The sequence below is a fragment of the Streptomyces sp. NPDC015032 genome, assembly GCF_043080425.1.
Taxonomy (GTDB): Bacteria; Actinomycetota; Actinomycetes; order Streptomycetales; family Streptomycetaceae; genus Streptomyces.
Genome location: NZ_JBIBVN010000003.1, coordinates 219639 through 244370, shown reverse-complemented (window position 1 = coordinate 244370; position 24732 = coordinate 219639). Strand labels below are relative to the sequence as shown.

The window sequence follows — 24732 nt, the reverse complement described above, 5'->3', positions numbered from 1 at the left end:
GTACTACTTCGAGACGAGATTCCGCCAGAATCGCTGCAGACTCTCGTCGCCGCCGAACAGCGAACTGAAGATCGTGGAGTCCGCCAGCAGCACATCACCGGCCCGCGCACCGCTCGGTGGCATCCACAGGAACATGTTGAACTCGGTGTTGCCGGCCTCGGTGAACGGATGCGGCCTGGACGTGTCGACCGGCTGCCTGGCCAGCACGTGGATGGCCTCCGGCTCGTCGGTCGTCACGGCGTAGTGCGGCAGGTGCATATGGAAGTTGAAGTTCGTCACCCCTTCCAGCCACCCTTTCGCGTCCAGGTCCCTCACCGTGGCGAGCGGGGCGATCCGGTTCTTCTCCCGCACCGCGGGGCGGAGTCCGTAACGGTTCTCGACCGGCACCGCGAGGCCCTGCATCAGGCCCCGGACGTAGGTGGCGAATCGCTGCTGGCGGGGGACCAGGGGGTCGCCGTGATGGTGGTACTCCACGTCCCGCACGGCCAGATCGTCCGATGCACCGACGTCATGGTGGGGTCCCAGGACCAGACAGGCGTCCTCCCTGGCGAGGAAGGCCCGCAGCGCCTCGACCTCCTCGGGCCGGGCTTCCTGCCCGGTGACCATGTGGTCCAGCCCGAACACGAAGAGGGTGTCGGTGTCGGCCAGTACGCGTTCGTCGAGCGGGGTACGGAATCCGGCCTGGTCGATACGCTGGTACACGGGGACGGGGTGCCCGGTGACCTCCTCGACCAACTGCTGGAACGGCACCCAGGCCCAGAAGAACAATTCCAGCGAGCCGGCGATGCCCTGCTGGAACCGGAACGGGTCGGACCACTTCGGGTCCTCGTAGGCAGGCCACGCCACCCGCCTGACCTCTGTCATCGTGGAGAACCGGTTGTCCAGTTCCGCCGGATTCCTGCCCGCCTCGGCCGGGTAGCTCCACGAGACGTAGATGCTCACCCGTCGCCGACCAGGCGTGTATGCGCGCGGGACGTGGTTCTGGTTGTAGGTGCGCGCGGTCCTGACCTCGCTCATCTCGTCTCCGATCCGCAGGGGGACAAGCACACGGCAGCCCGCTCTCACTGCAGCTGGTCGAGCATCTCCGACAGGGCCCCCTTGATCCGCAGAGCCTTCTTGATCTCATCGGCGGACACGTACGGGTACTCCCCGTACTCGATGAAGCTCGGACAGTGGTGTTCGCGCACGAACCCGACGAACGCCTCAGGGTTGGTCCGCCAGTCCTCCGGGAACCCTTCGAGGTTCTCGAAGGCCGTGTTGACCCCCGCCCTGCCGAAGAGCGCGATGGCGTCCTCGGTGTACTTGTCGAAGTCGGTGTCGAAGATCCCCTGGTACATGAAGCGCGTGTCGTCGTCGAAGAGCACCCAGCGCAGGTAGTGCAACTTGAGTGGCGCGAGGAGATGGGGGTCTTCCTCCAGCGCCTCGGCGAGAGTGTGGCCGTACTCGCGCAGCGCTCGGGCGCGGCCCGGCTTGACCTTCGCGACGATGGTGAACCCGTGACACGCCGGTGTCTTCGGAAAAACGGGACCGTATTTCCCCTGCTCCAGCTGGTCGGTCTCGGGGATGACGGCCGCCTGCGGCTTGATGTCCATGTCCGCTCCTCGCGCCACCTGTAGGCCGGGAACAATCCCCCTGATTGTCCCATGCGGCACGGCCGTCCGCCTCGTGAGCAGTACTGGTCGTGATCCCGGTGGGCGGTGCGGGCAGCACCGTCGGCAGCCCGGCCGAACGCTGCCGCAGAACTCCGGTCCCACCGCTCCCGTGGCAGACGAGTGGCCGGGCCGTCTCCCTGTTGCGGGAGACGGCCCGGCCGGACCTGCGTGGTTACCGAACGTCGTAGGCGCGGGTGATGGTCTGAGTGACCGCGTTGCCGTTGGAGTCGGTGAGAGCAGCCTTCAGCATGACCGGCTTTCCGGCTGCGCCGGTGTGGTCGAGGACGGCCGTCCACTTGCCGTCCCGCTGCTCGGTCGGCGCCTGGGTCCAGGTGGTGCCGCCGTCGTAGGAGTAGGACAGCGAGGCCGCCGTGACCGCGCCCGGGGTGTACCCGGCGTGGCCCTCGGCCGACAGGCCGAGCTTGATGCCGCTCTGTGCCGGCAGGGTGTTCATGCCGTCCACCGGCAGGTCGTACACCGGAGCGAGGATCGGCAGGCCGCGCGAGTAGACGTCCGGCTCCCGGTGGGAGCGGAAGCTCCACGTGGTGGTGACGGCGGTGGAGCGCAGCCAGTTCCGGTCCGAGGTGTCGATCTTGGACAGGTTCTGGGTGAGCTCGTACGCGGAGTCCTCGTCCGGCACCTTGAACACGTCGTACGGCCAGGCGCTGGAGGCGATCTTCTCACCGTTGCGCTTCAGCACCAGGTTCCCGAGGTCTCCGAACGACCCGCCGTAGGACCAGTGGTCACCGGAACCGTCGACCCAGAGCGCGTTCTGGAAGCCCATCAGGTCACCCTGCCGCTCGGCGGACAGCATCGGCTTGCCGTCGGCGTCGCGCGGCGCGGCCGGCCGCAGGGGGCCGCCGTACCACTCCTCGGTACGCCGCTCTCCGGCCCGGTAGGTGCGCTCCTGGTCGCTCATGAACGCGGCGAACGGGAAGCTGGTCATCGCACTGTGGTACCAGGCGTCGTCGCCGGTCGTGTAGTAGGCCGTGCGGGTGGCCGGCACGTGGACCTGGCCGAACGGGCTCACGGGAACGTAGGCGTTGCCACTCCAGGAGGGACGGATGAACATCGCGTCGATGTAGTCGGCCTCCTTGCCCATGGCGTGCCACTTTTCGGTGACCTTGGCCAGCTTGGCGTCCTTGGGCTTGTAGACCTGGTCGGAGTGGAGCGGTCCCGAGGTCGGGAACGACAGGTTGTAGACGTAGGGCGAGCCGTCCTCGGAGCCGGTCGCCCGCCAGGTGGGCCGGAACTCGAAGGTGCCGTTCTCGGCACGCCCGTCGATGTCCGCGTAGAACTTCTGGACGGTGTCGGCGGCCATGAGCGATCCGGATATCTGCCAGGTGTCGTCCCACGTGCGGGCGTAGCTGAACGTGGTGTTGTTCACCGTCGAGGGCCGGTCCGTGCGCAGGCTCAGCCGGTTGGCCTTGCGGGCGTCGAGGACGACGGTGGTGTCACGGGTGATCCGCAGCTGCGGGCGCGCAAGGTAGCTGACCGACTCGGGGGCGTTGTCCGCGTCGAAGCTCCCCACGAAGCTGCTGAGGGCATAGTCCCCCGGGCGCACGCTGTACGTCTGGTCGGTCGCGCCGTTGTTGGTGCGGCGCTCGCCCTTGGCGGTGTCGAGGCTGACCAGGTCCAGGGAGGAAGGACCGGCCGCGGGCTTGCCGTTGCGGTCGATGACCTTGACCCGGAGGGTGACCGTCTCCGGCTGGACGTGGAGCGTCACGGGCACGGAGACGTGCACATCGCCGCCGGTGGCCAGGATCCGGCCGGTGACCGCACCGTACTGGGCGTCCTTCAGACGGGCGGTGGGGTCGATCCGCAGCGGCACCTGGACGGTGGCCCCCGCGGGGACGGTCACCTTGCCCTGCTCCAGCTCGATGACGCCGGAGCGGACATCGCTGCCGTCGTTGCCGTGCACACCGCTGACCTTCAGGCTCAGGTTGAGGTCGCTGCCGCTGGTGTTGGTGAAGGGCACCTTCACGGTGGTGCGGTCCGAGGCGTCCTGCGGCCAGTTGTAGCTGCCGGCCTGGACGGCGGGCGCGGAGAGCACCTTCTGGTGCATCGCCGCGGAAACGTCGAGGACACCGGCCCCGGTCTGGTCGGCGCCCGCGATCTGGCCGCCGGTGCGGGCGGAGGAGACCAGGGCGGCCTTGATCTGCTGCGCGGTCCAGTCCGGGTGCGCCTGGCGGACGATGGCCGCCGCGCCCGCGACATGCGGGGTCGCCATGGAGGTACCCGACATCGTCTGGTACGCGTAGATGCCACGTCCGCCCGCGTTGGCCGCCGAGATGTCGACACCGGGGGCGGCGATCTCGGGCTTGAGGGTGTGGGTGACGGCCACCGGACCGCGGCTGGAGAACCGCGCGGTGGTGTCGTCGCGGTCGACGGCCCCCACGGTCAGCACGCTGGGCACGCAGCCGGGCGAGGAGACGGTCTCGGTGCCCGAGCCGGCGTTGCCGGCGGCGACGACGAACAGGGTGCGGGTGCTCTGCGAGAGCTGTTTCGTGGCCTCGGCCATCGGATCGGTGCAGTCGCCGATCCTGGGGTTGCCCAGGCTCATGGAAACGACATCGGCCTGCTGGTCGACGGCCCACTGCATACCCGCGATGATCCAGGAATCCAGTCCGTAGCCCTGGTCGTTGAGGACCTTGCCGATCAGCAGTGAGGTACCGGGGGCGACACCCTTCTTGCGGCCGTCACTGGCCGCTCCGGACCCGCCGGCCGTGGAGGCGGTGTGGGTGCCGTGACCCACCCGGTCGTTGGTGCTGCTGGAGTCCGTGAAGTTCTTGGCCGCGGCGACCCGGCTCGCCAGGTCCGGGTGCTCGGCGTCGACGCCCGTGTCCAGCACGGCGACCTTGGTGCCCTTGCCGTCGTAGCCCTCGGCCCAGGCCTCCGGCGCGTGCACCTGCTTGGTGGAACGGTCCAGCGTGGCCTCGACCTTGCCGTCCAGCCACAACTTCTTCAGCGTGGAGGCGGTGCGTGAGCGGGTGCTGGTGACATCCCGCCAGAAGGTGGTGGCAGTGTCCTTGCCGGCCTTGAGCGCGACGCCGCCCACAGCCGGGAGGCTCAGGCCCCGCTCGGCTCCACGAGGGGCCGCCGGCGCGCTGTCGGCAACGTTCACACCGTTCTGATAGGTGGCGATGAGCGGCAGCGTGTCGGTGTGTGTGTCGTCGTATCCCTGGCGGATGAGCCCAGTGACGTTGAACAGCTGCTCGTCGACCTTGCCCTCGGCGATCGCCCGGGAGGCGTCCTCCGGGTAGACGTAGAGGTCCTTGCCCATCTGAAAGGTCTGCACCATCGGCTGTGTGCCGTCCTCGCGCGGCACAACGGCCGCCGAGCTGCGGCCCGACGTGTCCGTGGTCACCAGCACCTTGTCGCCGGTGATGAGTGTGACCGCGACCTGCTTGCCACCCTTTGCTGCGGCCCCGCTGCCGGTGACGGGCCTCTTTCCCGAGGCACCGTCAGACGGCGTGTCCGCCGCCCCGGAAGGCGTGACCGCAGTGACGGCCAGGACGGCGGCGGTCGCCGTGCCCAAGGCTATACGCGCTATGGGATGCATGAGTCTCCCTGTTTGATGCTGTGAACATGCCATACTGCGGCTGCATCCTGGCAGACCTGCCGATCACTTGGGGTTGCTGAGCGTGACGGGTTTCCCGCGTGGCGGTATTCCGTCACGCGCGCACATCCGTTACCTCGCCGGCTCGGTGGATCTCCGGGGCCCGGCAGGTGGGGGTACGCCCCGCCGGGCGGCGGAGCCCGGATGATCTCGCCAAAAAGGGCATTCGGGCACACTCCCCCCTCTTCGACCAGCAACAGGCCCGGTTTCTCGCAGGCTCCTGCACGCGCCGAGGTCGCCGCTGACCGGTCGTCGGCGCGCACGGGTTGCCGTCGTCGCCGCCGACCGGTCGTCGGCGCACGCAGGCCCGGTTCGCCGGCGGTGAAGCGGGAAACCGCCATGAGTTGGGCACTCGTCCTCGCCGGGGAACCACCCGCAGAAGGCAACTCCGCGGCTTTCCGGCGCAAAAGAGGGTCAGAGCCAGCCCGCACGTGCGGCGTGCCATCCGAGTTGCAGGCGCGACTCCGCTCCGGCAAGGTCCATCAGGCGGCGTATCCGCCGCTCCACGGTGCGTATGGAAAGGCCGAGTTGGGATGCCGTCCGCCGGTCGGAGATCCCTGCCAGGAGCAGGCCCAGGACCTCCATTTCCCCCTCGGTCGGCTGCTGATCGGCTGCCGGCTCCTCGCGCACGCCCGTGGAAGTGGTGTACATCGGCCGGGCCTGGGCCCATTCCTTCTCGAAGAGATGGACCAGAGCCGTCAGCAGGCCGCTGCGGTGCACCACGATCGCGCTCGGCTCACCGCCGGAATCCGACATGTCCAGTGGCACCATGGCGCGCTCCCGGTCCGACACGATCATCTTCAGCGGCAGCGAACCGGCCACGCGGAGCTCAAGACCTGCCGTGAGAGCTGTCCGCACGTCCCGCAGGACATCCTGACCGTCGAGGTAGTTCCTGGCAGCCACGACCCGGAAGTCGACCCCGCGGTCCAGCGCGGAATTCTCCGACATGTCGGCGTCCTCGCGCGGCACCGCGATGGACTCACCGACGAGGAAGACGAGCAGCTCCCGCTGAGCGCCGCACTGCAGTTGGTGGAACCGGCGTGCGACCTGCTCCACGCCGACGACCACCTCCACGACACCACCCGCGGTGTGTGCGGCAGAACTGCGGTACTGCTCGGTCAGCATCGAGAACGCGGACTCCACCTGGTGCAGTGCGTTGCGCTGCTGAACGAGGAGCGGGGCCAGGGACACCGAGGGCGGCGTGAGCCGGTAGCGGGCGGGCCGGGGGCCGGCCTCGCAGTCGGCCGAGTCGGGGTTCCCGCTCCCGGCCTCGGTGGCGACGGCCACCAGGCCGCGTGCGGTCAGGTCAAGCAGAATACGGGCGCATTCGGCCCTCTCGAGTCCGGTCTGCCGGGCGAGGTCCTGCGCGGAGGCGGTCGGGCGGGCCAGCAGTGCCGTGTAGATGGCCTCTTCGGCCGGGCCCAGTCCCAGCGCCTGCAGCATCCGGCTCCTCCTCGGGCGGCCACCGTGTCCGGCCCTGGCGCAGCTCGCATGCACCGAGCGGATTCTTCTCAGCCGGATCCTATCCCTCCGTCAGAATGCCGCCACCGACTGTTCACCCTGGCCGGCGACCCGGCCAGGTTTCCGGCCGTCCGGACTCCGGCCTGCTCGGAAGCCCACGCGGGCGAGGTCCTGACGGCGGTCCGGCGCGAGGGACTGCAAGCGCTCGCCGAAACCGCCGCCTCCCGTTCGCGCACAGGCGCTCCGGACTCCCTTCACCGGCCGGTTCCAGGACTTCATCGCCCGGTATACCTGGGGCGAGATCTGGGCCGACCCCACGCTCAGCCGCCGCGAGCGGAGCCTGATCACCCTCACGGCGCTCGTGGCCCACGGCCATCTCGACGAGCCGGCCCTGCACGTCCCCGCCGCCCGGCGGGGCGGCCTCACCTCCGACGAGATCGGCGCGGCCCTGCTCCAGACGGCGGTCTACTGCGGGGTCCCGGCCGCCGACGCCGCCTACACCGTGGCCCGGCGGATCCTTGAGGAGGACACACCGGGCCGGTGACGACGGGGCACGGAGACCGCGGTCAGGACTCCGCGCCCAGCCAGGTCTTCCGTACGGCGCGGAGCGGGTCGCGCTCCGTGCGGGACTCCGTGTTCCAGATACGGGTCTCGCGCCGCTCGGTGGAGTAGGAGGGCCAGCCGGCGCCGGGGTCGAGGTCGCGGACGAAGGCGACCCAGGCCGCGTGCACGGCGTCGGCGAGCCGCTGCGGGGGCGCCTCCCCCAACGCCTTGTCGACCCCTTCGGCACCCAGGAGGTCGAAGGCGAAGGGGAGGTCTGCGCAGTGGTGGGCCAGGCCCTCGAACGCGGGCGCGGTCGCGGTCCAGTCGAACTGGTAGAGCCACGTGGGGAGATCGCGGCTCGCCCGGGACTCGGCGACGGCGAGGGCGGGTGCACGGAAGATCTCGTCGGTGAGGTACTGACCGGCCTCTCCCTCCGCGGCTCCGTTGAACTCGTGCGCGGTGCAGCCGATCATCAGCGGGATGTCCTGGCCCGCTGTGCCGGCGATCAGTGCGTCCGGTACGGGTTCGGGGATCAGCACTCCGTCGGCGAAGGGGGCGAGGACCAGCATCGGGAGGGCATCGCGACCGGGACCGGGGGCGTTCAGCGCGTCCTGGAGGGCGAGGATCTCCTCGTCCGTCAGGCCCTGGAGCGCCGCGGCCGTGGCGGGCACTCCGGTACGGGCGGTGAAGAGCTCGGAGACGGTCGCCGCGAACTCGGGTCCCTGCGGGCGCATGACCGCGCCCGAAACCGAGATCGCTGCCCGGAACAGGCCTGCCGCGGACGGCGTGGCCAGGAGCGTCTGGACCGCGCCGCCGCCTGCCGACTGGCCGGCGACGGTCACCTTGTCCGGGTCCCCGCCGAAGGCGGCGATGTTCTCCCGCACCCACCGCAGGGCAGCGATCCAGTCGAGCACCCCGCGGTTGTCGGGCGCGTCCTCCACGTGCAGGAAGCCCTCGATGCCGAGCCGGTAGCCCAGCGATACCAGAACCACTCCGTCGCGGTTGAAGGCGGTGCCGTCGTACCAGGGGCTGGCCGAGCAGCCCGCGACGAAGCCGCCGCCGTGGATCCACACCAGGACGGGGAGGCCGGCCTGCCCGGCGGCGCCGGCCGGGGTGAACACATTGAGGTTGAGGGTGGAATCACCGGGAATGCAGGGCTCGGGGATGGTGGTCACCTCGGCGAACGGACGGCGCTGGGCGGTGGGCCCGTACACGCGGGCGTCGAGGACGTCGGCCCACGGCTCCGGGGGGACGGGCGCGGCGAAGCGGAGCGGTCCGACCGGCGGCCGGGCGTAAGGGATACCGAGGAAGCGGACGCCTGTCCCGGTGCGTGCACCACGCACCGGTCCGTGGCTGGTATGGACGATGTCTTCCGTCATGCGGGGCCTCTCCGGCGGTGTCGGTGAGCGGCGGGGCGCGGCGGGGCGCGGCGCGCTCGATGGGGTGGCGGGTACCCACCAGGACCTCCGCGCACTCGGCCGTGCGGTCGGCGACGACGGACGCGGCGGTGATGCACCCGTCGTGGCACGGTGTCGTGGCGTCGGCCCCGTGGTGTCTTCTTTCGCGGTCCTGCAACGGGGCCGCCGGCCTTTGGGCCCGATGTCAGCTGTCGAAGCCGAGACCGAAGCGGTCCAGGGACTTGAGCCAGAGGTTGCGCCGGCCGGCGTTCTCGTCCGCGCGGGCGAGGGACCACTTGGTGATGCCGATTCCCAGGGAGCACACCGGCTCCGGCGGGAAGGGCAGGGGTTTCTTCCGGACCATCTCCAGCGCGGTGCGCCGGGTGCGGCCGCCGGCGAGCAGGTCGAGCATGACCTCCGCGCCGAAGCGTGTGGCGCCGACGCCGAGTCCGGTGTAGCCGGCGGCGTAGGCGACCTTTCCGCGGTGACTCGTGTCGAAGAACACGCAGAAGCGGGTACTGGTGTCGATGGCGCCGCCCCACGCGTGGGTGAAGCCGACCCCCTCCAGTTGCGGGAAGGTCCGGAAGAAGTGCCGGGCGAGAGTGGCGAAGGTCTCCGGCCGCTGGTCGCGCTCGGCGCTGACACGGCCCCGGTAGTGGTGGACGGCGTCGTACCCGCCCCACAGGATGCGATTGTCCGCGGACAGGCGTACGTAGTGGAACTGATTGGCGCTGTCCGCGAATCCCTGCCGGTTGCGCCAGCCGACGGAAGCCAGCTGCGCGTCGGTCAGTGGCTGCGTCATCAAGGCGTAGTCGTACACGGGGACGGTGTACGGGCGGTGGCGGCGGAGCAGGGACGGGTAGGCGTTGGTGGCGAGCGCCACGCGTGCGGCGTCGACGCGGCCGTAGGGGGTGCGGACGGCGATTCCGGAGCCTGACTCGGTGAGCCTTGCAGCCGGGGTGTGCTCATGGATGCGCACGCCGAGGTCCAGACAGGCCTGCTTCAGGCCCCAGGCCAGCCTGGCCGGGTTGACCATGGCGACGTCGTCCTTGTTCCAGAGGCCGCCGAGAAAGGTGGGTGATTCGATCTCGGCCCGTACGGCGTCGGCGTCGAGGAGGACCGGGCGGCCGCCGTACCGAGCGGCGTTCTCGGCCTCCTCCGTCAGGCCCTCGACCTGATAGGGCTCGGTGGCCACGACGAGAGAACCGGTGCGTTCCCAGGAGCAGTCGATCCCGTGCCGTTCGATCGTGTCCTCGATGGCGCGGAGGTTCTCGCGGCCCAACTGCTCCAACAGGCCGATCTCGTCCGGCCAGCGCTGCAGTCCGTTGCTGAGGCCGTGGGTGAGGCCGGCTTCGCAGAATCCGCCGTTGCGGCCCGAAGCCGCTCCCCCCACTTCCTGCGCTTCGATCAGCACCACGTCGGTGGACGGATCGCGTTCCTTGGCGATCAGCGCGGTCCACAGTCCGCTGTATCCGCCGCCGACCACGAGCAGGTCGCAGCGGGTGGCCCCGACGAGGGCGCGGGCCGCGTGGGGCCGGTCGGGGTCGTCCAGCCAGAAGGGGATCGGTTCGGCGTCCCGGAGCGAGATGAGGGGGTCCATGAGGCGGCTCCTTCGGATTACGGAGGAACACGCCTCCGAAGTACCGCCATCAGACCGTTTGGGGGGTTATATCGTCAACGGTGTTGTCATAAGAGCTCGTACCGCCGGGCCGGCTCGCGGAAGAGTTCCTCGGCGCGCGCGGCCGGCCACCCCTCGGGCAGATGCTCGGCGGGCAGATCTCGGGCCCGGACGTCAGGCCCGGCTACGGGAATCTCCCGGAGGAGAGCGGCGCGGTGCGTCGCCCAGGCGGTGTACAGGTTCTGCGCCTGAGTCGTACGACGAGCCCGAGGAGCACCCGCCCGAGCCGCTCCCTCGGGCTCGCCCACTCCGCTCACCGTCGCCCCCTGACGGCCATGCCGCCAGGCAGGGCCGGTGGATTCCCGGCCCTGCCGCGCGGCCGGTGATCGCGCCTGCGAGGGGGGTAATGGCTTACGACAACAGCGTTGACATGTAAATGGGCACCTCGGTTGCATGAGCGCTCGACACATCCCTCCCTCTCGCCTTGGAGCACCCCATGGCCAAGCCCGATCTGATCTTCACCCGTGGTCCCGTCCACACCGGCGATCCCGCGCGCAGCCGGGCGAGCAGTCTGGCCGTCACCGGCGAGCGCATCACCGCCGTCGGCCATGACGAGGTGCGCGAGCTGATCGGTCCCGACACGGAAGTCATCGACCTCCGGGGCAAGTTGCTGCTTCCCGGATTCCAGGACTCCCACATCCACGCGGTGTCCGGCGGAATGGAACTGGCCGAGTGCGATCTGACCGGCACGGTGGGCGTCGAGGACTACCTCACCCGCATACGCTCCTACGCCGACGCGCACCCGGACCATGCGTGGATCACGGGCGGCGGCTGGTCCCTGGAGAGCTTCGACGGCGGGCTGCCCACCCGGCAACTCCTGGACTCGGTGGTCCCGGACCGCCCGGTCCTGCTGGCCAACCGCGACCACCACGGCGCCTGGGCCAACACCCGGGCGCTCGAACTGGCCGGTCTCACCCGGGAGTCCGCCGATCCCGCCGACGGCCGGATCGAGCGCGAGCCGGACGGCACCCCGAGCGGAATGCTGCAGGAGGGCGCCACCGCCCTGGTCTCCCGGCTCGTGCCGCCGAGCACACCGGCGGACCGCCTCGCCGGTCTGCTGCGGGCCCAGAAACTGCTGCATTCCCTCGGCGTCACCGGCTGGCAGGACGCCCTGCTGGGTGTGTTCGGCGGCAATCCGGACCCGTCCGACGCCTATCTGGCGGCCGCCCGTGAAGGCACGCTCACCGCCCGGGTGACCGGGGCCCTGTGGTGGGACCGCGAGCGAGGGGCCGAGCAGATACCCGAGCTGCTGTCCCGGCGGGAGCGGCTGACCCACGGACGGTTCCGGGCCCGTGCGGTGAAGATCATGCAGGACGGCATCGCCGAGAACTTCACGGCGGCCATGACCACCCCCTACCTCGACGGCTGCGGCTGCGCCACCGCCAACTCGGGTCTGAGCTTCATCGACCCCGTCGCCCTGCGCTCGTACGTCACCGAACTCGACGCCCACGACTTCCAGGTCCACTTCCACGCGCTCGGCGACCGCGGGGTGCGCGAGGCCCTGGACGCGGTCGAGGCAGCTGTCGAGGCGCATGGGCGGCGTGGCAACCGTCACCATCTCGCCCACCTCCAGGTGGTCCACCCCGACGATCTGGATCGCTTCGCACGGCTCGGCGCCATCGCCAACATCCAGCCGCTCTGGGCCGCCCACGAACCCCAGATGGACGAGCTGACGATCCCCTTCCTCGGACCCGAACGGGCCTCCTGGCAGTACCCGTTCGGCTCCCTGCTGCGCGCCGGAGCCACCCTGGCCGCGGGCAGCGACTGGCCCGTCAGCAGCCCCGACCCGATCGCCGGAATCCATGTCGCGGTGAACCGGATGGCGCCGGAGGCCACCGACGGGCGGGTCTTCCTCCCGGAGCAGCGCCTCGATCCCACCACCGCGGTCGCCGCCTACACCGCCGGCTCGGCCCATGTGAACGGGCACGACGACACCGGCAGTCTGCTCCCCGGCCACCTGGCCGACCTGGTGGTGCTGGACCGCGACATCTTCACGCTGCCCCCGGAGGAGATCGCCGAGGCCCAGGTCCTCCACACCTACGTCGGAGGCACGCTGGTGCACTCCGCCTGAGGAGGTCCCAGGGCCTCTCGTCGGCATCACGCCGGGCTCGCGGGGTCCGGTCCGGTCCGCACGGGAGTCCCTGGGACGGCCGCCGCGAGGACTGCCGGACCAGCAGGCGCGTCGGCCTGATCGCCGTCCTCGCCCCTGTGCTCGCACCGTACGACCCCGACGCGCTCGACCTGTCGGCGAGCCTGATGGGCACCAGCGGTGACCATCTCCTCGGCACCGACCAAGTCGGGCCGGAACATCCTGTCGAGACTCGTCCACGGCGCGCGGACGGGCCTGCTCGGGCCGCTCCTCCTGTCCCTCGATCCGCGGGTGACCGTGGGCCGGTGCGTCGAGGAGGTCCTGCGCCTCCACTTCCCGAGGGAGACGGCAGCCCGGCGGGAGCGCGTCGCCGAGCTCCTCGACCAGGTCGGGCTCGGAGAACGGGAGGCGGCCGCCCTGCCCGGCAAGCTGTCCGGCGGCCGGCGCCAGCGCGTGGCGATCGCCCGCGCGCCGGCCGCCGAACCGCGCGTCCTCGTCCTCGACGAGGCCGTGGCGGCCTTGGACGTGTCCACTCAGGCGCAGGTCCTCGAACTCCTGGACACCATCCGGCGCGAAGTCGGCATCGGCTTCCTGTTCGTCACCCATGACCTCGCCGTCGTCCGGCACATCACCGACGAGGTGATGGTCCTGGGGGAGGGACAGGTGGTGGAGGCGGGCCCTACGGCCGAGATCCTGGACGCGCCTGGCCACCCCTGCACACGTCTGCTGCGCAGCTCCGTCCCCCGACGCGGGTGGAACCCCGCCGACGCCGCGGCCGCCCGTCGCTCCCTCGGTCAACCCGCTGCGAGCCCCGGACACCGCGACGTTCCTTGACTCCTGCCGAACGGCCTGGAGGCCCTCGGCCCGGGTGCGGCCGACCGGCTCGTCGACGCTTCGGTCGTTACCGTGCCGCGTCGGCTGCGGCTCGGCCGCCTCGCCGCGGCCGGACCCGGTGATCTTGTCGTGGGCGCCGGTTCCGGCTTGCGGTTGCCGCTGCGTCAACTCCTACAGTCGCCTGTGCGGCCGGAGAGACCGGCCCGGCGATGGGAGACACGGTATGGCCTGGCCGATCGCGGATGTGGCCCGGATGTCCGGGGTGACCTCCCGGACACTGCGGCATTACGACGAGATCGGTCTGCTGCCGCCGGCGTGGATCGGAGGCAACGGGCACCGCTACTACGAAGAGGCCGGTCTGCTGCGGCTGCAGCAGATCCTGCTGATGCGGGAGTTGGGCCTGGGACTGCGCGAGATCCAGGCGGTTCTGGACAACCAGGTCGATCAGGTGACTGTGCTGCGCGAGCATCACCGACGGCTTCTCAGGGAGCGCGACCGACTGGGGACGCTCGTCCGCACGGTCGGACGGACCATCGCCGAACTGGAGGAAGGCAAGGACAACAACGACATGGCGAGAATCAACCGGCCGGAGAACCTGTTCGAGGGATTCGAGCACTCGTCCGCCGAGCCCGAGGTGCGCGAGCGATGGCCGAAGGCGTGGGAGCAGACCCGACGGGCCATCGAGACGATGACCGATGAGGACCAGGAGCGGTGGCAGCGTGAGGTCACGGCTCAGATGATCCGTATCGCGGAGTTCATGGTGGCCGGCACACCGGTTGCCGATCCCGCGGTGCAGGCCGAAGTGGACGCCCACCACCAGGGCATCTGCCGGTTCTGGACGCCGAACGCGGCCGCGTACAAGGGACTGGGACAGACCTACGTCGACGACCCGGGGATCCGTACGAACTACGACAAGATCGCCGAGGGGCTGGCTGTCTATCTGCGCGACGCGATGGTCGTCTACGCGGATGCCCGGCTGAGCTGACGGACGGCTCGCACTGCCGGGGGGCTGCAGACCCCCGGCGACAAGCAACTCTGCGCAGGCGTGACTGTCCGAGCAGCCGCGCTCGACACCGGAATCGCTCGGCTCCGCGCGACCACGGCCGACGCCTGAGCACCGGGAGACCCGGGCCGGGCAATGTCGGTCTGTGTGGGTCCTCGCGTCAGTCGTGGGGGACGACGGCGACCGGGCAGCGTGCGTGATGCAGGGCGGCCTGGGCTACGGGGCCCAGGTGCGGTGCCAGGGCACGAGAGTGCTGTCGTCGGCCGACGACCAGCAGATCGGCACCGTCGGCGGCCCGTACGACAGCCTTGGCAGGGCTTACGAGGGGGGTGCTGTCGGTGACGTCCACCTGCGGGAACCTGTCACGCCAGGGGCGGAGGGCCTGGCTGAGGAGCTTCTGTGCGTCCTGAACGATTCCTTCCGCCACAGCATGGTTCACGCCCCAGGGCACGTACGCGTCCACCGGCAGGCTCCGGCCGTGGACGGCCCGGAGTGGCGTGCCTCGCGCAGCAGCGGTCTCGAAGGCGAATTCGAGCAGGCTGTCGCAGGGTCCGTGCAGTTTGAGCGCCACCACCACGCCGCCCGCCGCGGTTCGAGTGGGCTGGGGGCCGTCTTCGCCCGTACTCGCGCGCACCAGGACCACCGGCCGTTCGGCGCGCGCCACGACGGGCATGCTGATGTCGCCGAGGAAGTAGCTCTCGACGGGCACCAGCCCTCGCGAACCGAGCACGAGCATCTCGGACTCCGATGCCGCTCGTAGCAGCGCGTGCTCGGCGTCGTCGGCGACCAGGCTGCCGACGACGGAGAGGCCCGGGTGGTGTGCCTGGAGCTCTGCCTGCGTGTTGTGCACGATCCGCCTCGCCCAGTAGTTCTGATCCATCTCGGCGGGAATGCGGGTCGGTTCCGGCACCAGCAGAGGCCACGCGTGCAGCAGGCGCAGCGTGAGCTTGCGGCGCTCGGCTTCGTCGGCGGCCCACCGGGCAGCGGACAGACTCTCGGGCGACCCGTCGAGGCCGACGGTGACAACTGGCTCCATGACGACTGCCTCCGTCTCACAAGAAACCTGAACGGCGGTCCGGGGCCGCCTTCCGCACTGCTGCCGCCCCTGTGCCCCTGGCCGGGGCACGGCGGACGACGGCAGGGGATGGACGGGGTGAGCATCTGCGCAGGCACGCGCCGTGCACGGGCTCCCTTCACTCGACAAGTACCCCAGATCCGCCGGTGGCGCATGCGGAACCCGGCGTGGCGCTCAGGGGAGGCAGACAGCAGGGACACGGCGGTCTCGCGTGCCGGTGGGTGGGCTCCGTACGTCGTCGGTCCGGTGGCCGGGCGCCGGCTATGGACACCGCACCGTCGGCGCTCCGGTACAGCCGTTCGATGATGGGGATCAGGCTCTTGAACGCGACCGGTCCGCCGAGCGCCAGGTTCCCCGCCGGACCTCGGCCGTCACTGTCGAGGGATCGAGGCCCACCGTCTGGCTGCAAGCACCCCCCGGTCGGTCTCCTCACGGCCGGCATCGTCACGGCGCAGGAAGACCCGCAGCAGGTCTCTGCCGTGTGACGCTCCCCGTCCGGAGCGGTCCCCTTTCATGTGTCCCGCCCCTCACCGGGCCCGGCGAGCCGGTGCCGGGCACGCCCTACCGCTTTGTACGGGTCACGACTTTGTACGGGTCACGACCGCGCCGAAGAGGGCCAGGCCCTTGATGACGACGCGGGGCGTGCCCGGTTTTCCGGTCCTGCGTGCGGCGCGCTTGTCGAAGACGCCGAACAGGCCGAGGCCCCTCACGTCGACCTCGATGTCGTCCGGAACCACGATCCTGGTGCCGCCCCACAGCGCCACGGCCCGGATCTCCGTGTCCTGGCTGCTGAAGCGCGCCTCGGACAGATCCAGCTCGCCGCCGCCCCACATCGACCAGAGGGTCATCCGGGGCGGCACGACCCACTGGCCCGTGCGCTCGAAGCCGCCGAAGATCCCCGCCACGAAACGCCGCGAGGTCGGTGCGCGGTCCACCACGAGCGAGTCCCGCGGGCCCGGCCGCGGGAGGCCCCGGCAGGCGGCCTCCAGATCGCCCCGGGTCCGCGAGGCATGCACCTCGTCCAGCCGGGGCGCAAGCTGCTCCAGCGGCAGCCGGCCGTTCTCCACAGCGGCCCGCAGCCGCTCCTCGGCCTCGTTGCGCTCATGGTCCGAAGCCAGGAAGTCGAGATCGTGCGGCGTCATGGCGTCACCCCTCCAAGATAGGCGGCAAGCACTGAGGACAGGGCAGTGCGGTAGGTGTCGTCACGCCCCGGCTCTTCGGGATCGTGGCCGAGGTCGGTCAGCCAGTAGCGCCGGCCGAGCGCGTAACCGTACGCGCCGGACATGGCCAGGAGCACCACCATCTCGATCCGCGCCCGGTCCGGCCCCTCGGGCGCGGGGAGCACCGTGCGGACCCCCTCCTCGATCGCGTCGACCAGCCGGGACAGATTGGTCGCGGAGTCCGGGGGCTTCTCGACATCCCAATCGTGGAGTTGGGACCACGTCCACAGCCGGACATACCGCTCGTCCCCGAGGATCTCGAAGAGCACCCTCGTCATCCCGTCCGCGTACGGCACGCTCCCGTCCGCCTGCATCCGCTCCCGTATCAGCTCTCGCTTGCGCTCGTTCTCACGCTCCAGAACAGCCCGCACCAGCGCCCGATAGGTGCCGAAGTAGTGGGTGACCAGCCCGTGCGTCACCCCGACCGCCTCCGCGACCCGGCGCAGCCCCACACCGTCGGGCCCATGCCGCGCAATGAGATCAGTGGCCGCGTCCAGAATCTCCGTCCGCGCCTGCTCAGGCGTACGCCTTCGTCGTCCGGCAACCATGGCCCTCTCCTGTTTGCGCGGTGGACAATACCCTGTTGTCCACCCTGACAACAAGGCTCGCGGCTGGCAACTCGCCTACCACCGCTTCGGGTTGGGTTGCGGCGTAAACCTACGCAACCAGGGCCTCCCACGCCTCGGAACCTTCGGTGAATGCAACCTTCCGCGTCCCGATCGCGAGGAGTTCATTCCTGGCTGTGCCTGACGCGTTCGGCCAGGTCGCCGATCGCGCTGCCGAGTTTCTGCACGGGGCCGGAGAGGGCGGCGAGGGCGGCCTCGATATCGGTTGTCGCGGTTGTGCAGTTATCGATGACGGCTGAGTGGTCCAGCCGGGCCCACACGGCGGCTTCGGCCACCAGCGCGTCGCGCTGGGGACTGGCGACCGGGTGCTGGGAGGCCTGGGCAAGCAGATCGCGGGCCTGTTGGCCGGGGGCGCTGTCGGTCATGGACCGCATCTTTCCAGCGCCACGACGCCGTCGTCATCGACCGACCCGCGAACAGCCGGGGACTTCGCGAAGTTCGTCGTGGTGAGAAGCGCCTTCCGGCGATTCCTGTCACCGCCGTGGCCGTGCGCAGCTCCGGCCCGCCGTGCCGGCTGAAGCCGGCGGTAGGTTGTGCGTTGACAGTTCACGCCTCGGTTGGAAGACGGACGGTGCCCATGACCGATTACGCGACGTCGCCCGGACCGGCGGTTCATCAGACGATCGATACTTCGGTGCCGCACTCGGCAAGGATCTGGAACTACTGGTTGGGCGGGAAAGACAACTACCCTGTCGACGAGGAAGCCGGCGACGCGTACAGCGCCGTCTTCCCTGGCATCGTCACCATCGCCCGTAGTAGCCGTGCTTTCCTGCTCCGCAACCTTACGTACCTGGTCACGGAGGTGGGCATTCGGCAGTTCCTGGACATTGGAACCGGCCTGCCGACGGTGGACAACACCCACGAGGTCACCCAGCGGCTCGCACCGGGGGCCAGGATCGTCTACGTCGACCACGACCCGATGGTCCTCGCGCACGCCCGCGCCCTGCTCACCTCCACCCCCGAGGGGGCGACCGCCTACGTGGACGCCGACCTGTCCGACGTCGATCGCATCCTGGCGGCCGCGGCCGAGACGCTGGACCTCACCCGTCCCACCGCCCTGATTCTCAGCAACATCCTGGGCCACGTCGCCGACTACGGGCAGGCACGGGCCACCGTCAGCCGGCTGATGGACGGACTGCCGTCCGGCAGCTATCTCTCCATCAACGACGGTTCACGGGGCACCGATGCCGGCTTCGAACAGGCACAGGACGCATACAATGAAACGGGCGCCGTGCCGTACTTCCTGCGCCCCGTCGACGAAATCACGGCGTTCTTCGACGGTCTGGAACTTCTGGAGCCAGGGGTCGTATCGGTCCCCTTCTGGCGCCCGGACCCCGCTTCCGCCACCCCGGACGCCATCGGCGAGCACGGCGGCCTTGCACGCAAGCCGTGACTGAAGCGCGAACCGTGGAAAGGGACCCGTTGCCGGCTGGGACTGATGGAGCGGGCGAACCACGGGTCGAGGATGGTCCCGCTCGCGTCTCTCCGTAAACGCGCTGCATGGCATTCCTGGAGAGCCGGACCGGGCCGGCCCCGGGAGTGGCGACCGATCTCCCGGTCCGGAGCTCCGAGTTGGCTGCAAGCCATTGAGGGGCTTGAGGAGTTGATCTCCACCCGGCCCCACTCGGCACAACTCCCGCATATTCCCGAGTCGGAGGATGTTCCACTGCAAGAGCCTGTCGTGACGGCGGAGGCCATCCACGCACCGCACGACCTCCTGCCGGCTGATTGGGGCGAGGGCACCCGGGTGCCCCTTGTCGTCGCCGACAAGCGAAACGAGGTGGTGGCTCTTGGTGTGCGTCACCCGAAACCGGGGGATTCAGCCGAGCGCGGCTCTTTCCCCCGCCTCAGGTGCTCCGTAGCCGTCAGAGGAACTCCGCAAGAACCCGGTCCACGTCTCGGCCGACCGTCCGCGCAGACTGCCGCGCTCACTCGCCCCGGACATCGCCGCCCTCGCCAAGCGCACCGGCGTGCCCACCTACGTGCTGGCGCTGCCCGCGGGCGACGCCACGCTGCTCGCGCTGGTGCACGACCGGCTCGGCGAGAACGGTCTGTACGTGCTGATCAGCGACCACAGCAGCATCACCGCGTCCGCGTTCGGCGTCGACGTCCCGGTCAAGGAAGCAAGCCGTATCGCCCTGTACGGCACCCCGCACGGGGCCGGCCCGCTCGCCGCGTTCGAGTCCTTCGTCGATGCGATCGCCTCGGGCCACGACCGGGCTGCCGCCAGGGCCGACGATCTGCATGAGCGTTACCACAAGGACGACAAGCCCGACCTGTACATCAGCTCCACCGACCGGCAGAACCAGAACCTGCTGCTCGGCTTGGCCGTGGTGGTGATCCCCGGCCTGGTGCTGGCCCTCGGCATCCGGCTGTCCTGCCGCCGCTCCGGCCGATCGCAGCCGCCCGGGGAGAAGAAGGCCGCCGGTCCGAAGACCCCGGCCGTCGTCCTGGCCAAGACTCCACCCGTCACCCCGGCCGAAGGCAGAGGCAGGGATAACGGCTCGGGCAAGGGCTCGGGCAAGGCCGCGGTGAAGCCGAAGACGAAGGCCCCGGCCCGCACCGGTTGGCCCGCTGTCCGCCGACGCGGCGTGCTGCCGGTGACGGTGGTGGCGACAGTGGCCACCGTGCTGGCCACGGTGCTGGCCGCGCCTGCCGTCTTCCCGCAGACCGTCGACAGTCCGTACCTCGATGTCACCCGGGCCGACCTGGACGCCCGGGTGAAGGAAATCGCCGCCGGGCTCGCCTCCGGACCGATCTACCAGGACCCGTCCACCCCGGACGTACTGACCGGCGCCGACCTGCCCGCGATCCGGCAGCGGATCGCCGAACTCGCGCCCAGGGGCCCGGTCCATGTACTGGTCACATCGACCGACAGCGACGACGAGAGCGGCGGCAACAGCAACATCCTGCTGGGCCGGGTCCACCAGCGCACCGGCCAGAACGGCGTCTACGTGCTGATCGACCCGCTGTCCGGCCGGATCGACCTGGACACCTTCGGCACCGACCAGGACGCCGCGCACCGCTTCATGCTCCTGCCGTCCACCGTCCTCTACCCGGAGTACCGCAGGGACGGCGACCTGCGGGTGGTACCACGCCTCGACCAGACCCTGGACGCCGTCGCCACCGCCCGGCCGAGCAAGGGCTACGACCCCGTGCCCCGCGACGCCGAACTGCCCCCGTTGCACGACAACCGGCTGCCCGCCCTGTTCAGCAGCGACTTCGGGCCCGGGATCATGCTCGGCACGATGCTGCTGGGCGTGCTGCTGCTGATCATCTGGCTGGGCATCGTCATCACGCGGGCCGTGCTGCGTTCCCGCCGCACCCACCCGGCCGATCCCTCGCCACCGCAGCACGCCGGAACCCGGCACGACACCGCACTGCCCTCCGTCCGGCAACTGCGCGCCTGGGCCGCCGCCGACGTCCGCGAACTCACCGGGCGGCTGGCCGCAGCCGACCAGGACGCACCCGGCCGCACCCGTGCCTGGGACTGCCTGGACGCCGCCGCACTGCTGGCCGACACCGGCGACGGGCGCCCGGACGAGGCCACCGAGGCGGGCGATCTGGCCGCCGTCACGGTGCTCGCCCGGGCCGGACTCGACGCCCTCCTGGGCCACCTCCACCCCACCCTCTGCCGGCTCAACCCGTTGCACGGCGCGGCCACCGGGGGCAGGGTCCCGGGGTGGCTCGCCGGCCTCGGCATCGGCCCCAGGTCCGCGCGGCTGTGCCCCGCGTGCCGGGACGCCTTCCGCGGCAGCACCACAGACCCGGCCGCCCGCGAACGGGAGGCCACCGAGCGGCTGCTGCGGCTGCCCGGTGCGGGCGGCCGTGCCCGCACCGCCTGGGACGAGGCCGGGCAGGTCCTGCCGGCCGCCCGTGAAGGGCTCGAAGCACTCATCCTCAGGGCCAGGGAGTCCGCCAGTGTGCAGTGAACGACCCACCAGTGACCGCCCGTCCGGTGCTTCCCACGGTTTTGCCACCGGGCTGCTCGCCGCTCTCATGCTGGCCTGCGGGGTGCTGCTCGGCACCGGCGCCCCCGCCTGTGCCGAGACCGCGGGGACCGGGCCGACCGCCACCACGATCACCGAAAGGCTGGCCACCGACCCCGTCTACGTCGCCCCGTCCTATGCGACCGCCGTCAACCCCGCCCAGCGGCAGGACCTGGTCGATCGGATCGCCACGACCGGCCTGCCGATCAAGGTGGTGCTGGTGCCGCTGAAGAAGGGCGACGCCTTCGACGGCAGCGCCCGCGCCCTCGCCTCAGTGGTCAAGGAACGGCTCGGCCTGCGGGAGTTGATCCTGATCACCACCGACGAGTACGGGAAGTGACTCAACGGCACCGAGTGGCCCACCGACGCCCACCAGACCCGTGACGCCACCGCCGCCGTCGGCTTCCTCAAGGAACTCGACGACGCCGGACTGGCCGCCCGCGTCGCCAAGGCCGTGGAACTGATCAAGGCCGGCAACGGCACGGAGGTCTACAAGGCCGAGACCGCCAGGATCGACAAGGAGTACTCGGCCCGGCCCAAGGCCGAGGAGAACGCCTCCGGCTCCTCCGGCAGCGGCTCGGGAACCCTGTTCGCGGTCGCCGCGGCGCTGGTCCTCGCCATCGGCAGCGCCGCCTTCCTGGTGCACCGACGCCGCTCGCCCCGGCACACCGCCTTCACCTTCCCCGATGCCGTCTTCGCCGCCGGGCAGGCCGCCGACGAGGCCGGGCTGCGCCGCCGGGCCGCCGACGAGTTGCTCTCCCTCGGCGAGGCCGTGGAGCACGCCGACGACGCCGCCACCCCGGGCCTGAGCCGGGCCCTGGACGCCTACGACGCGGCCGGCCGGGTGCTGGACGCCGCACGGGGCCTGCCCGACCTGGTCGGAGTGCTGGCCCTGGCCGCCGAGGGACGCTCCGCCCTGGCCCAGGTCCCCGCACTCCCACTGTGCTTCTTCGACCCCCGGCACGGCACCGCCGTCCGCCGGACCACCTGGCGCCCGCTCGGCCGCCGGGACCGGGCCGACGTCGCGGTCTGCGAGGACTGCGATCAGGCCCTGCGCGCCCGCCGGTCGCCGCAGGTGCTCGCGGTCCGGGACCAGGGCCGTACCGTTCCCTATTTCGAGGTGCCCGCCGAGCGCAGCCTGTGGGCGGCCACGGGCTACGGTTCCCTGCTGTCCGGCCCCGACGACACCCTCGCCGCCCGGGTCGGCGCCGGCGAGTTCAGCCGCGCCCGGCAGCAGTCCGAGAACCATGGCACGGCCAAGGACTGAGCCCGGCACGCCCGTTGACGGAGCGCCGGTTTCCCGACGGAAGCGGCGCTCCGCCGTTCCGTCGCCCGTCCGGGTCGCGCAGTCCCCGGCATGGCCGACGCGACCCCAGCTGCCGTACCGCGTGCTCAGTGACGGTGCGGGCAGCCCGGACGGCAGATCGCCGATCGGGGCGGCCCCGTCGAGGTGAAAGAGCTGGGCTGCCACCGTGGCGGCGATCACCGCGACGATGGAGAACGGGATGGTCGGGCGCCGGCGTGCGCCGAGCAGCATCACGGCCGTGACACCGGCACCGAGGGCGACGGCGGTCCAGTTCGGCGCCTTCGCGAACTACTCGAACGCGCGCCAGGCCACCACCAGAGCCTTGTCGCCCTCCGGCTTGGCCACGCCGAGCACCCCTGGGACCTGCTGCAGTCCGATCACGCAGGCGATGCCCAGAGTGAATCCCTCCACCACCACCGGCTTCCGCTCCGAGCCCCGAGGAGACTCCGAACCCGAGAGCGAGTGGCAGGGCCACAACGGCGACAGTCAGGCCGGCGAGCAGGTCACGGCGCGGATCACGGGCCATGACCGTGTAGTCGGCGCGGGCGGGCAACAGGGAGCGCACCCGCTCCCAGGACCGGACCAGCAAGGCACTCACTCGGGCGCTGCCTCTGATTTCCGCAACTCGGCCAGGAGTTCATTCTGTCCGCTCAGCATCTCCGTCAGAATCCTCCGCGCCGCCCGCATCAGGTCCGCGGCATCACCGCCGGCCAGCTCATACACCACGGTCGAGCCCTCCCGGGCAGCGGTCACGATCCCCATTCTGCAACTCGTTGATCTGGTGCTCGCCCTTCGACCCCTCCGTGGACCGTCTCCAGCCGTGTCGCACGGGGCGCCGAACGGAGTCGGCCGCAGAGACGACTCCGAGGGCACGGATCGGCATGCTCGTCCCCGACACGGAATCAAGTCCGGTGAACAGCTCGGGCGCCGAAGGCGGGTCATCGGGCCCACGATGCCGTGGCCGACCGGCGGCGGCGGTTCCGCAGTCGGCCGACGGCCCTCTCCACGGGCTCGTCTGCATCGGCCCGCAAGGTGCCTCAAGCGCTTCCGGCATGCTCGCGCATCGCGATCCGGGCCAGCTTCGTCAGCATCATCCCGTTGCGGACCGCGACGATGTAATCCACGGGGAGTCCGTGCATCCGGGTGCCGGGGCCCCGGAGAGGGTGCCAGTCGAGAACGAAGAGAGTGTTCTCGCTCCAGGGAATCAGGTTCATGGCGATACGGGCTGCGCCGAAAGGATCTGCCTTCGCTTCCAGTTCGAGGCGGTGTTGCGGTTCGCAGATGCGGACGACGCACGTGTCGTCGAGGGTCAGGGGACCGGCGCCCACTCGGACTTTCAGACGGGCGCCCACTTCGGGCCAGTGCGGGTCAGCGGCGAGGACCTGCTGGGTACCTGTCACCCACTCCCCGTAACGGTGGCTGTCGGACAGCAGGCCCCAGACCTCGGACGGCGAACTCAGGATCAGACGGCAGTTCCGGGCCACGCTGATCACGCTCCTCCGGAGGGCGAGGGATAGGAGAGATGCTGCCGGTCATGGCTCCTCCGGAATGGGGCCGTCCGGCAGAACAGGCGCTGGGCAGCCGTAGGCCCCGGCGCGAGAACTTCTCGGCGGGTCGGCCCATATGCACCGATCGCCCGGCGGGCCGCTTCATCGCTGCTCGTGTGGGGCAACCAGTCGAGCGCACTGTGGAACTTCGGGAAGTCCCCGACCGATACCGCTTTCACCACACCCTGCACGCACTCTGCCCTTCACGCGGCCCAGCCAATGACTGCTTCGGTGAGTCCGAGGCGTCGCCCCTGACAACGATGGCCCCTGGCCTCTCCCGCTGCCCGGCCGTGGTCGTCCCCGGCCCGACGGCTGGGCGCGACCGCACCTGGGCTCCTGGTCCGGCCGCCCACGGGCTCGGCCTCCAGCCTCATGCCAACCGCACCACCTCCGCAATCCCACAGGCCCGTACGAGGCCGAACCGAACCGGACTCCGCAGCGGCCGGCCCCGGCATTGAACCGGCGCGGACAGGGGTGATCCACTCTTTGAGGTGCTGGCCCGAGCGGGTGGTCCTCGGCCCCCGCCTGGTGGCGGGCAAGGTGAAGCTGAGCGGGGCGAAGAACAGCGCGGGTGCCGGGGCCGACGCCGAGGTCACCAGCGTTGTGGCCGGGATGGTCGCCGGTGCGGACGGCACCGACGACCTCGACGTCCTGCGGCACGGTGCGATACCGGCGACCGACCTGGCCTGACGA

General features: G+C 70.6%; 19 protein-coding genes and 3 pseudogenes. 9 read left to right on the top strand and 13 right to left on the bottom strand.

The window, feature by feature from the left end:
• Positions 1-3 precede the first annotated feature (3 nt).
• From ACF08M_RS06895 to ACF08M_RS06880, 4 genes are all read right to left on the bottom strand, one after another.
• Positions 4-1017, bottom strand: a complete 1014-nt coding sequence (locus ACF08M_RS06895) for a hypothetical protein (protein WP_392184186.1) — start codon at positions 1015-1017, stop codon at positions 4-6.
• A gap of 44 nt (positions 1018-1061) precedes the next feature.
• Positions 1062-1592, bottom strand: a complete 531-nt coding sequence (locus ACF08M_RS06890) for a hypothetical protein (protein WP_392184185.1) — start codon at positions 1590-1592, stop codon at positions 1062-1064.
• Between the two features lie 232 nt (positions 1593-1824).
• Positions 1825-5214, bottom strand: a complete 3390-nt coding sequence (locus ACF08M_RS06885; protein ID WP_392184184.1) for a S8 family serine peptidase — start codon at positions 5212-5214, stop codon at positions 1825-1827.
• 471 nt (positions 5215-5685) lie between these two features.
• Entirely contained in the window at positions 5686-6714 is a 1029-nt protein-coding gene (locus ACF08M_RS06880) for a helix-turn-helix domain-containing protein (RefSeq protein WP_392184183.1), read from the bottom strand.
• A 247-nt stretch (positions 6715-6961) separates the two neighbouring features.
• On the opposite strand from ACF08M_RS06880, the pseudogene ACF08M_RS06875 reads away from it, so the two are divergent.
• Positions 6962-7276 (top strand): annotated as a pseudogene (locus tag ACF08M_RS06875) (carboxymuconolactone decarboxylase family protein); the annotation flags it as partial.
• Between the two features lie 22 nt (positions 7277-7298).
• Here the strand turns inward: ACF08M_RS06875 and ACF08M_RS06870 are convergent.
• Together ACF08M_RS06870 and ACF08M_RS06865 are read right to left on the bottom strand one after the other, a co-directional pair.
• Positions 7299-8654, bottom strand: coding sequence for a carboxylesterase/lipase family protein (locus tag ACF08M_RS06870; RefSeq protein WP_392184182.1), 1356 nt, complete (start codon positions 8652-8654; stop codon positions 7299-7301).
• Positions 8655-8877: 223 nt separating this feature from the next.
• Positions 8878-10272, bottom strand: coding sequence for an NAD(P)/FAD-dependent oxidoreductase (locus ACF08M_RS06865; RefSeq protein WP_392184181.1), 1395 nt, complete (start codon positions 10270-10272; stop codon positions 8878-8880).
• 514 nt (positions 10273-10786) lie between these two features.
• On the opposite strand from ACF08M_RS06865, the gene ACF08M_RS06860 reads away from it, so the two are divergent.
• The 3 genes from ACF08M_RS06860 (at position 10787) to ACF08M_RS06850 (ending at position 14258) form a co-directional block, all read left to right on the top strand.
• Positions 10787-12421: an amidohydrolase gene (locus ACF08M_RS06860; RefSeq protein ID WP_392184180.1), complete on the top strand. Its 1635-nt coding sequence runs from the start codon at positions 10787-10789 to the stop codon at positions 12419-12421.
• A gap of 198 nt (positions 12422-12619) precedes the next feature.
• Complete coding sequence (locus ACF08M_RS06855; RefSeq protein ID WP_392184179.1) at positions 12620-13273, top strand: ATP-binding cassette domain-containing protein; 654 nt, start codon at positions 12620-12622, stop codon at positions 13271-13273.
• Between the two features lie 223 nt (positions 13274-13496).
• Positions 13497-14258: a MerR family transcriptional regulator gene (locus ACF08M_RS06850; protein WP_392184178.1), complete on the top strand. Its 762-nt coding sequence runs from the start codon at positions 13497-13499 to the stop codon at positions 14256-14258.
• 178 nt (positions 14259-14436) lie between these two features.
• Here the strand turns inward: ACF08M_RS06850 and ACF08M_RS06845 are convergent, their stop codons facing one another.
• The 4 genes from ACF08M_RS06845 to ACF08M_RS06830 all read right to left on the bottom strand — a co-directional run bounded on the left by ACF08M_RS06845 (position 14437) and on the right by ACF08M_RS06830 (position 17562).
• On the bottom strand, positions 14437-15312 hold the full coding sequence (locus ACF08M_RS06845) for a universal stress protein (RefSeq protein ID WP_392184177.1): 876 nt from the start codon (positions 15310-15312) through the stop codon (positions 14437-14439).
• Positions 15313-15929: 617 nt separating this feature from the next.
• Positions 15930-16493, bottom strand: coding sequence for a DUF1707 domain-containing protein (locus ACF08M_RS06840; protein ID WP_392184176.1), 564 nt, complete (start codon positions 16491-16493; stop codon positions 15930-15932).
• Positions 16490-17119: a TetR/AcrR family transcriptional regulator gene (locus ACF08M_RS06835; RefSeq protein WP_392184175.1), complete on the bottom strand. Its 630-nt coding sequence runs from the start codon at positions 17117-17119 to the stop codon at positions 16490-16492. Before ACF08M_RS06835 ends, ACF08M_RS06840 begins: the two co-directional genes overlap by 4 nt.
• 182 nt (positions 17120-17301) lie before the next feature.
• Positions 17302-17562, bottom strand: a complete 261-nt coding sequence (locus ACF08M_RS06830; protein ID WP_392184174.1) for a hypothetical protein — start codon at positions 17560-17562, stop codon at positions 17302-17304.
• 212 nt (positions 17563-17774) lie between these two features.
• On the opposite strand from ACF08M_RS06830, the gene ACF08M_RS06825 reads away from it, so the two are divergent.
• From ACF08M_RS06825 to ACF08M_RS06810, 4 genes are all read left to right on the top strand, one after another.
• Positions 17775-18590: an SAM-dependent methyltransferase gene (locus ACF08M_RS06825; RefSeq protein WP_392184173.1), complete on the top strand. Its 816-nt coding sequence runs from the start codon at positions 17775-17777 to the stop codon at positions 18588-18590.
• A 577-nt stretch (positions 18591-19167) separates the two neighbouring features.
• The gene (locus ACF08M_RS06820) at positions 19168-21129 is read left to right on the top strand and encodes a hypothetical protein (RefSeq protein WP_392184172.1); all 1962 of its coding nucleotides are present in this window, start codon (positions 19168-19170) and stop codon (positions 21127-21129) included.
• Positions 21119-21526, top strand: a complete 408-nt coding sequence (locus ACF08M_RS06815; protein ID WP_392184171.1) for a hypothetical protein — start codon at positions 21119-21121, stop codon at positions 21524-21526. The genes ACF08M_RS06820 and ACF08M_RS06815 overlap by 11 nt, the downstream gene beginning before the upstream one ends.
• 114 nt (positions 21527-21640) lie before the next feature.
• Positions 21641-22453: a hypothetical protein gene (locus ACF08M_RS06810; protein ID WP_392184494.1), complete on the top strand. Its 813-nt coding sequence runs from the start codon at positions 21641-21643 to the stop codon at positions 22451-22453.
• 123 nt (positions 22454-22576) lie between these two features.
• On the opposite strand, the pseudogene ACF08M_RS06805 reads toward ACF08M_RS06810, so the two are convergent.
• From ACF08M_RS06805 to ACF08M_RS06795, 3 genes and pseudogenes are all read right to left on the bottom strand, one after another.
• A pseudogene (locus ACF08M_RS06805) lies at positions 22577-23090 on the bottom strand (SulP family inorganic anion transporter); the annotation flags it as partial.
• Positions 23087-23257, bottom strand: a pseudogene (locus ACF08M_RS06800) (transcriptional regulator); the annotation flags it as partial. The pseudogenes ACF08M_RS06805 and ACF08M_RS06800, both read right to left, overlap by 4 nt.
• A gap of 272 nt (positions 23258-23529) precedes the next feature.
• Positions 23530-23976, bottom strand: coding sequence for an SRPBCC family protein (locus tag ACF08M_RS06795; RefSeq protein WP_392184170.1), 447 nt, complete (start codon positions 23974-23976; stop codon positions 23530-23532).
• A gap of 549 nt (positions 23977-24525) precedes the next feature.
• On the opposite strand from ACF08M_RS06795, the gene ACF08M_RS06790 reads away from it, so the two are divergent.
• Positions 24526-24729 (top strand): hypothetical protein, encoded by a 204-nt coding sequence (locus ACF08M_RS06790; protein WP_392184493.1) that lies wholly within the window; start codon positions 24526-24528, stop codon positions 24727-24729.
• Positions 24730-24732: the final 3 nt, after the last annotated feature.

Excerpts from the sequence above, each read along its gene's own strand:
- ACF08M_RS06840 (WP_392184176.1), bottom strand. The coding sequence starts at position 16,493 with ATGACGCCGCACGATCTCGACTTCCTGGCTTCGGACCATGAGCGCAAC.
- ACF08M_RS06895 (WP_392184186.1), bottom strand. The coding sequence starts at position 1,017 with ATGAGCGAGGTCAGGACCGCGCGCACCTACAACCAGAACCACGTCCCG.
- ACF08M_RS06870 (WP_392184182.1), bottom strand. The coding sequence starts at position 8,654 with ATGACGGAAGACATCGTCCATACCAGCCACGGACCGGTGCGTGGTGCA.
- ACF08M_RS06890 (WP_392184185.1), bottom strand. The coding sequence starts at position 1,592 with ATGGACATCAAGCCGCAGGCGGCCGTCATCCCCGAGACCGACCAGCTG.
- ACF08M_RS06880 (WP_392184183.1), bottom strand. The coding sequence starts at position 6,714 with ATGCTGCAGGCGCTGGGACTGGGCCCGGCCGAAGAGGCCATCTACACG.
- ACF08M_RS06850 (WP_392184178.1), top strand. The coding sequence starts at position 13,497 with ATGGCCTGGCCGATCGCGGATGTGGCCCGGATGTCCGGGGTGACCTCC.
- ACF08M_RS06825 (WP_392184173.1), top strand. The coding sequence starts at position 17,775 with ATGACCGATTACGCGACGTCGCCCGGACCGGCGGTTCATCAGACGATC.
- ACF08M_RS06845 (WP_392184177.1), bottom strand. The coding sequence starts at position 15,312 with ATGGAGCCAGTTGTCACCGTCGGCCTCGACGGGTCGCCCGAGAGTCTG.
- ACF08M_RS06865 (WP_392184181.1), bottom strand. The coding sequence starts at position 10,272 with ATGGACCCCCTCATCTCGCTCCGGGACGCCGAACCGATCCCCTTCTGG.
- ACF08M_RS06830 (WP_392184174.1), bottom strand. The coding sequence starts at position 17,562 with ATGACCGACAGCGCCCCCGGCCAACAGGCCCGCGATCTGCTTGCCCAG.
- ACF08M_RS06885 (WP_392184184.1), bottom strand. The coding sequence starts at position 5,214 with ATGCATCCCATAGCGCGTATAGCCTTGGGCACGGCGACCGCCGCCGTC.
- ACF08M_RS06860 (WP_392184180.1), top strand. The coding sequence starts at position 10,787 with ATGGCCAAGCCCGATCTGATCTTCACCCGTGGTCCCGTCCACACCGGC.
- ACF08M_RS06835 (WP_392184175.1), bottom strand. The coding sequence starts at position 17,119 with ATGGTTGCCGGACGACGAAGGCGTACGCCTGAGCAGGCGCGGACGGAG.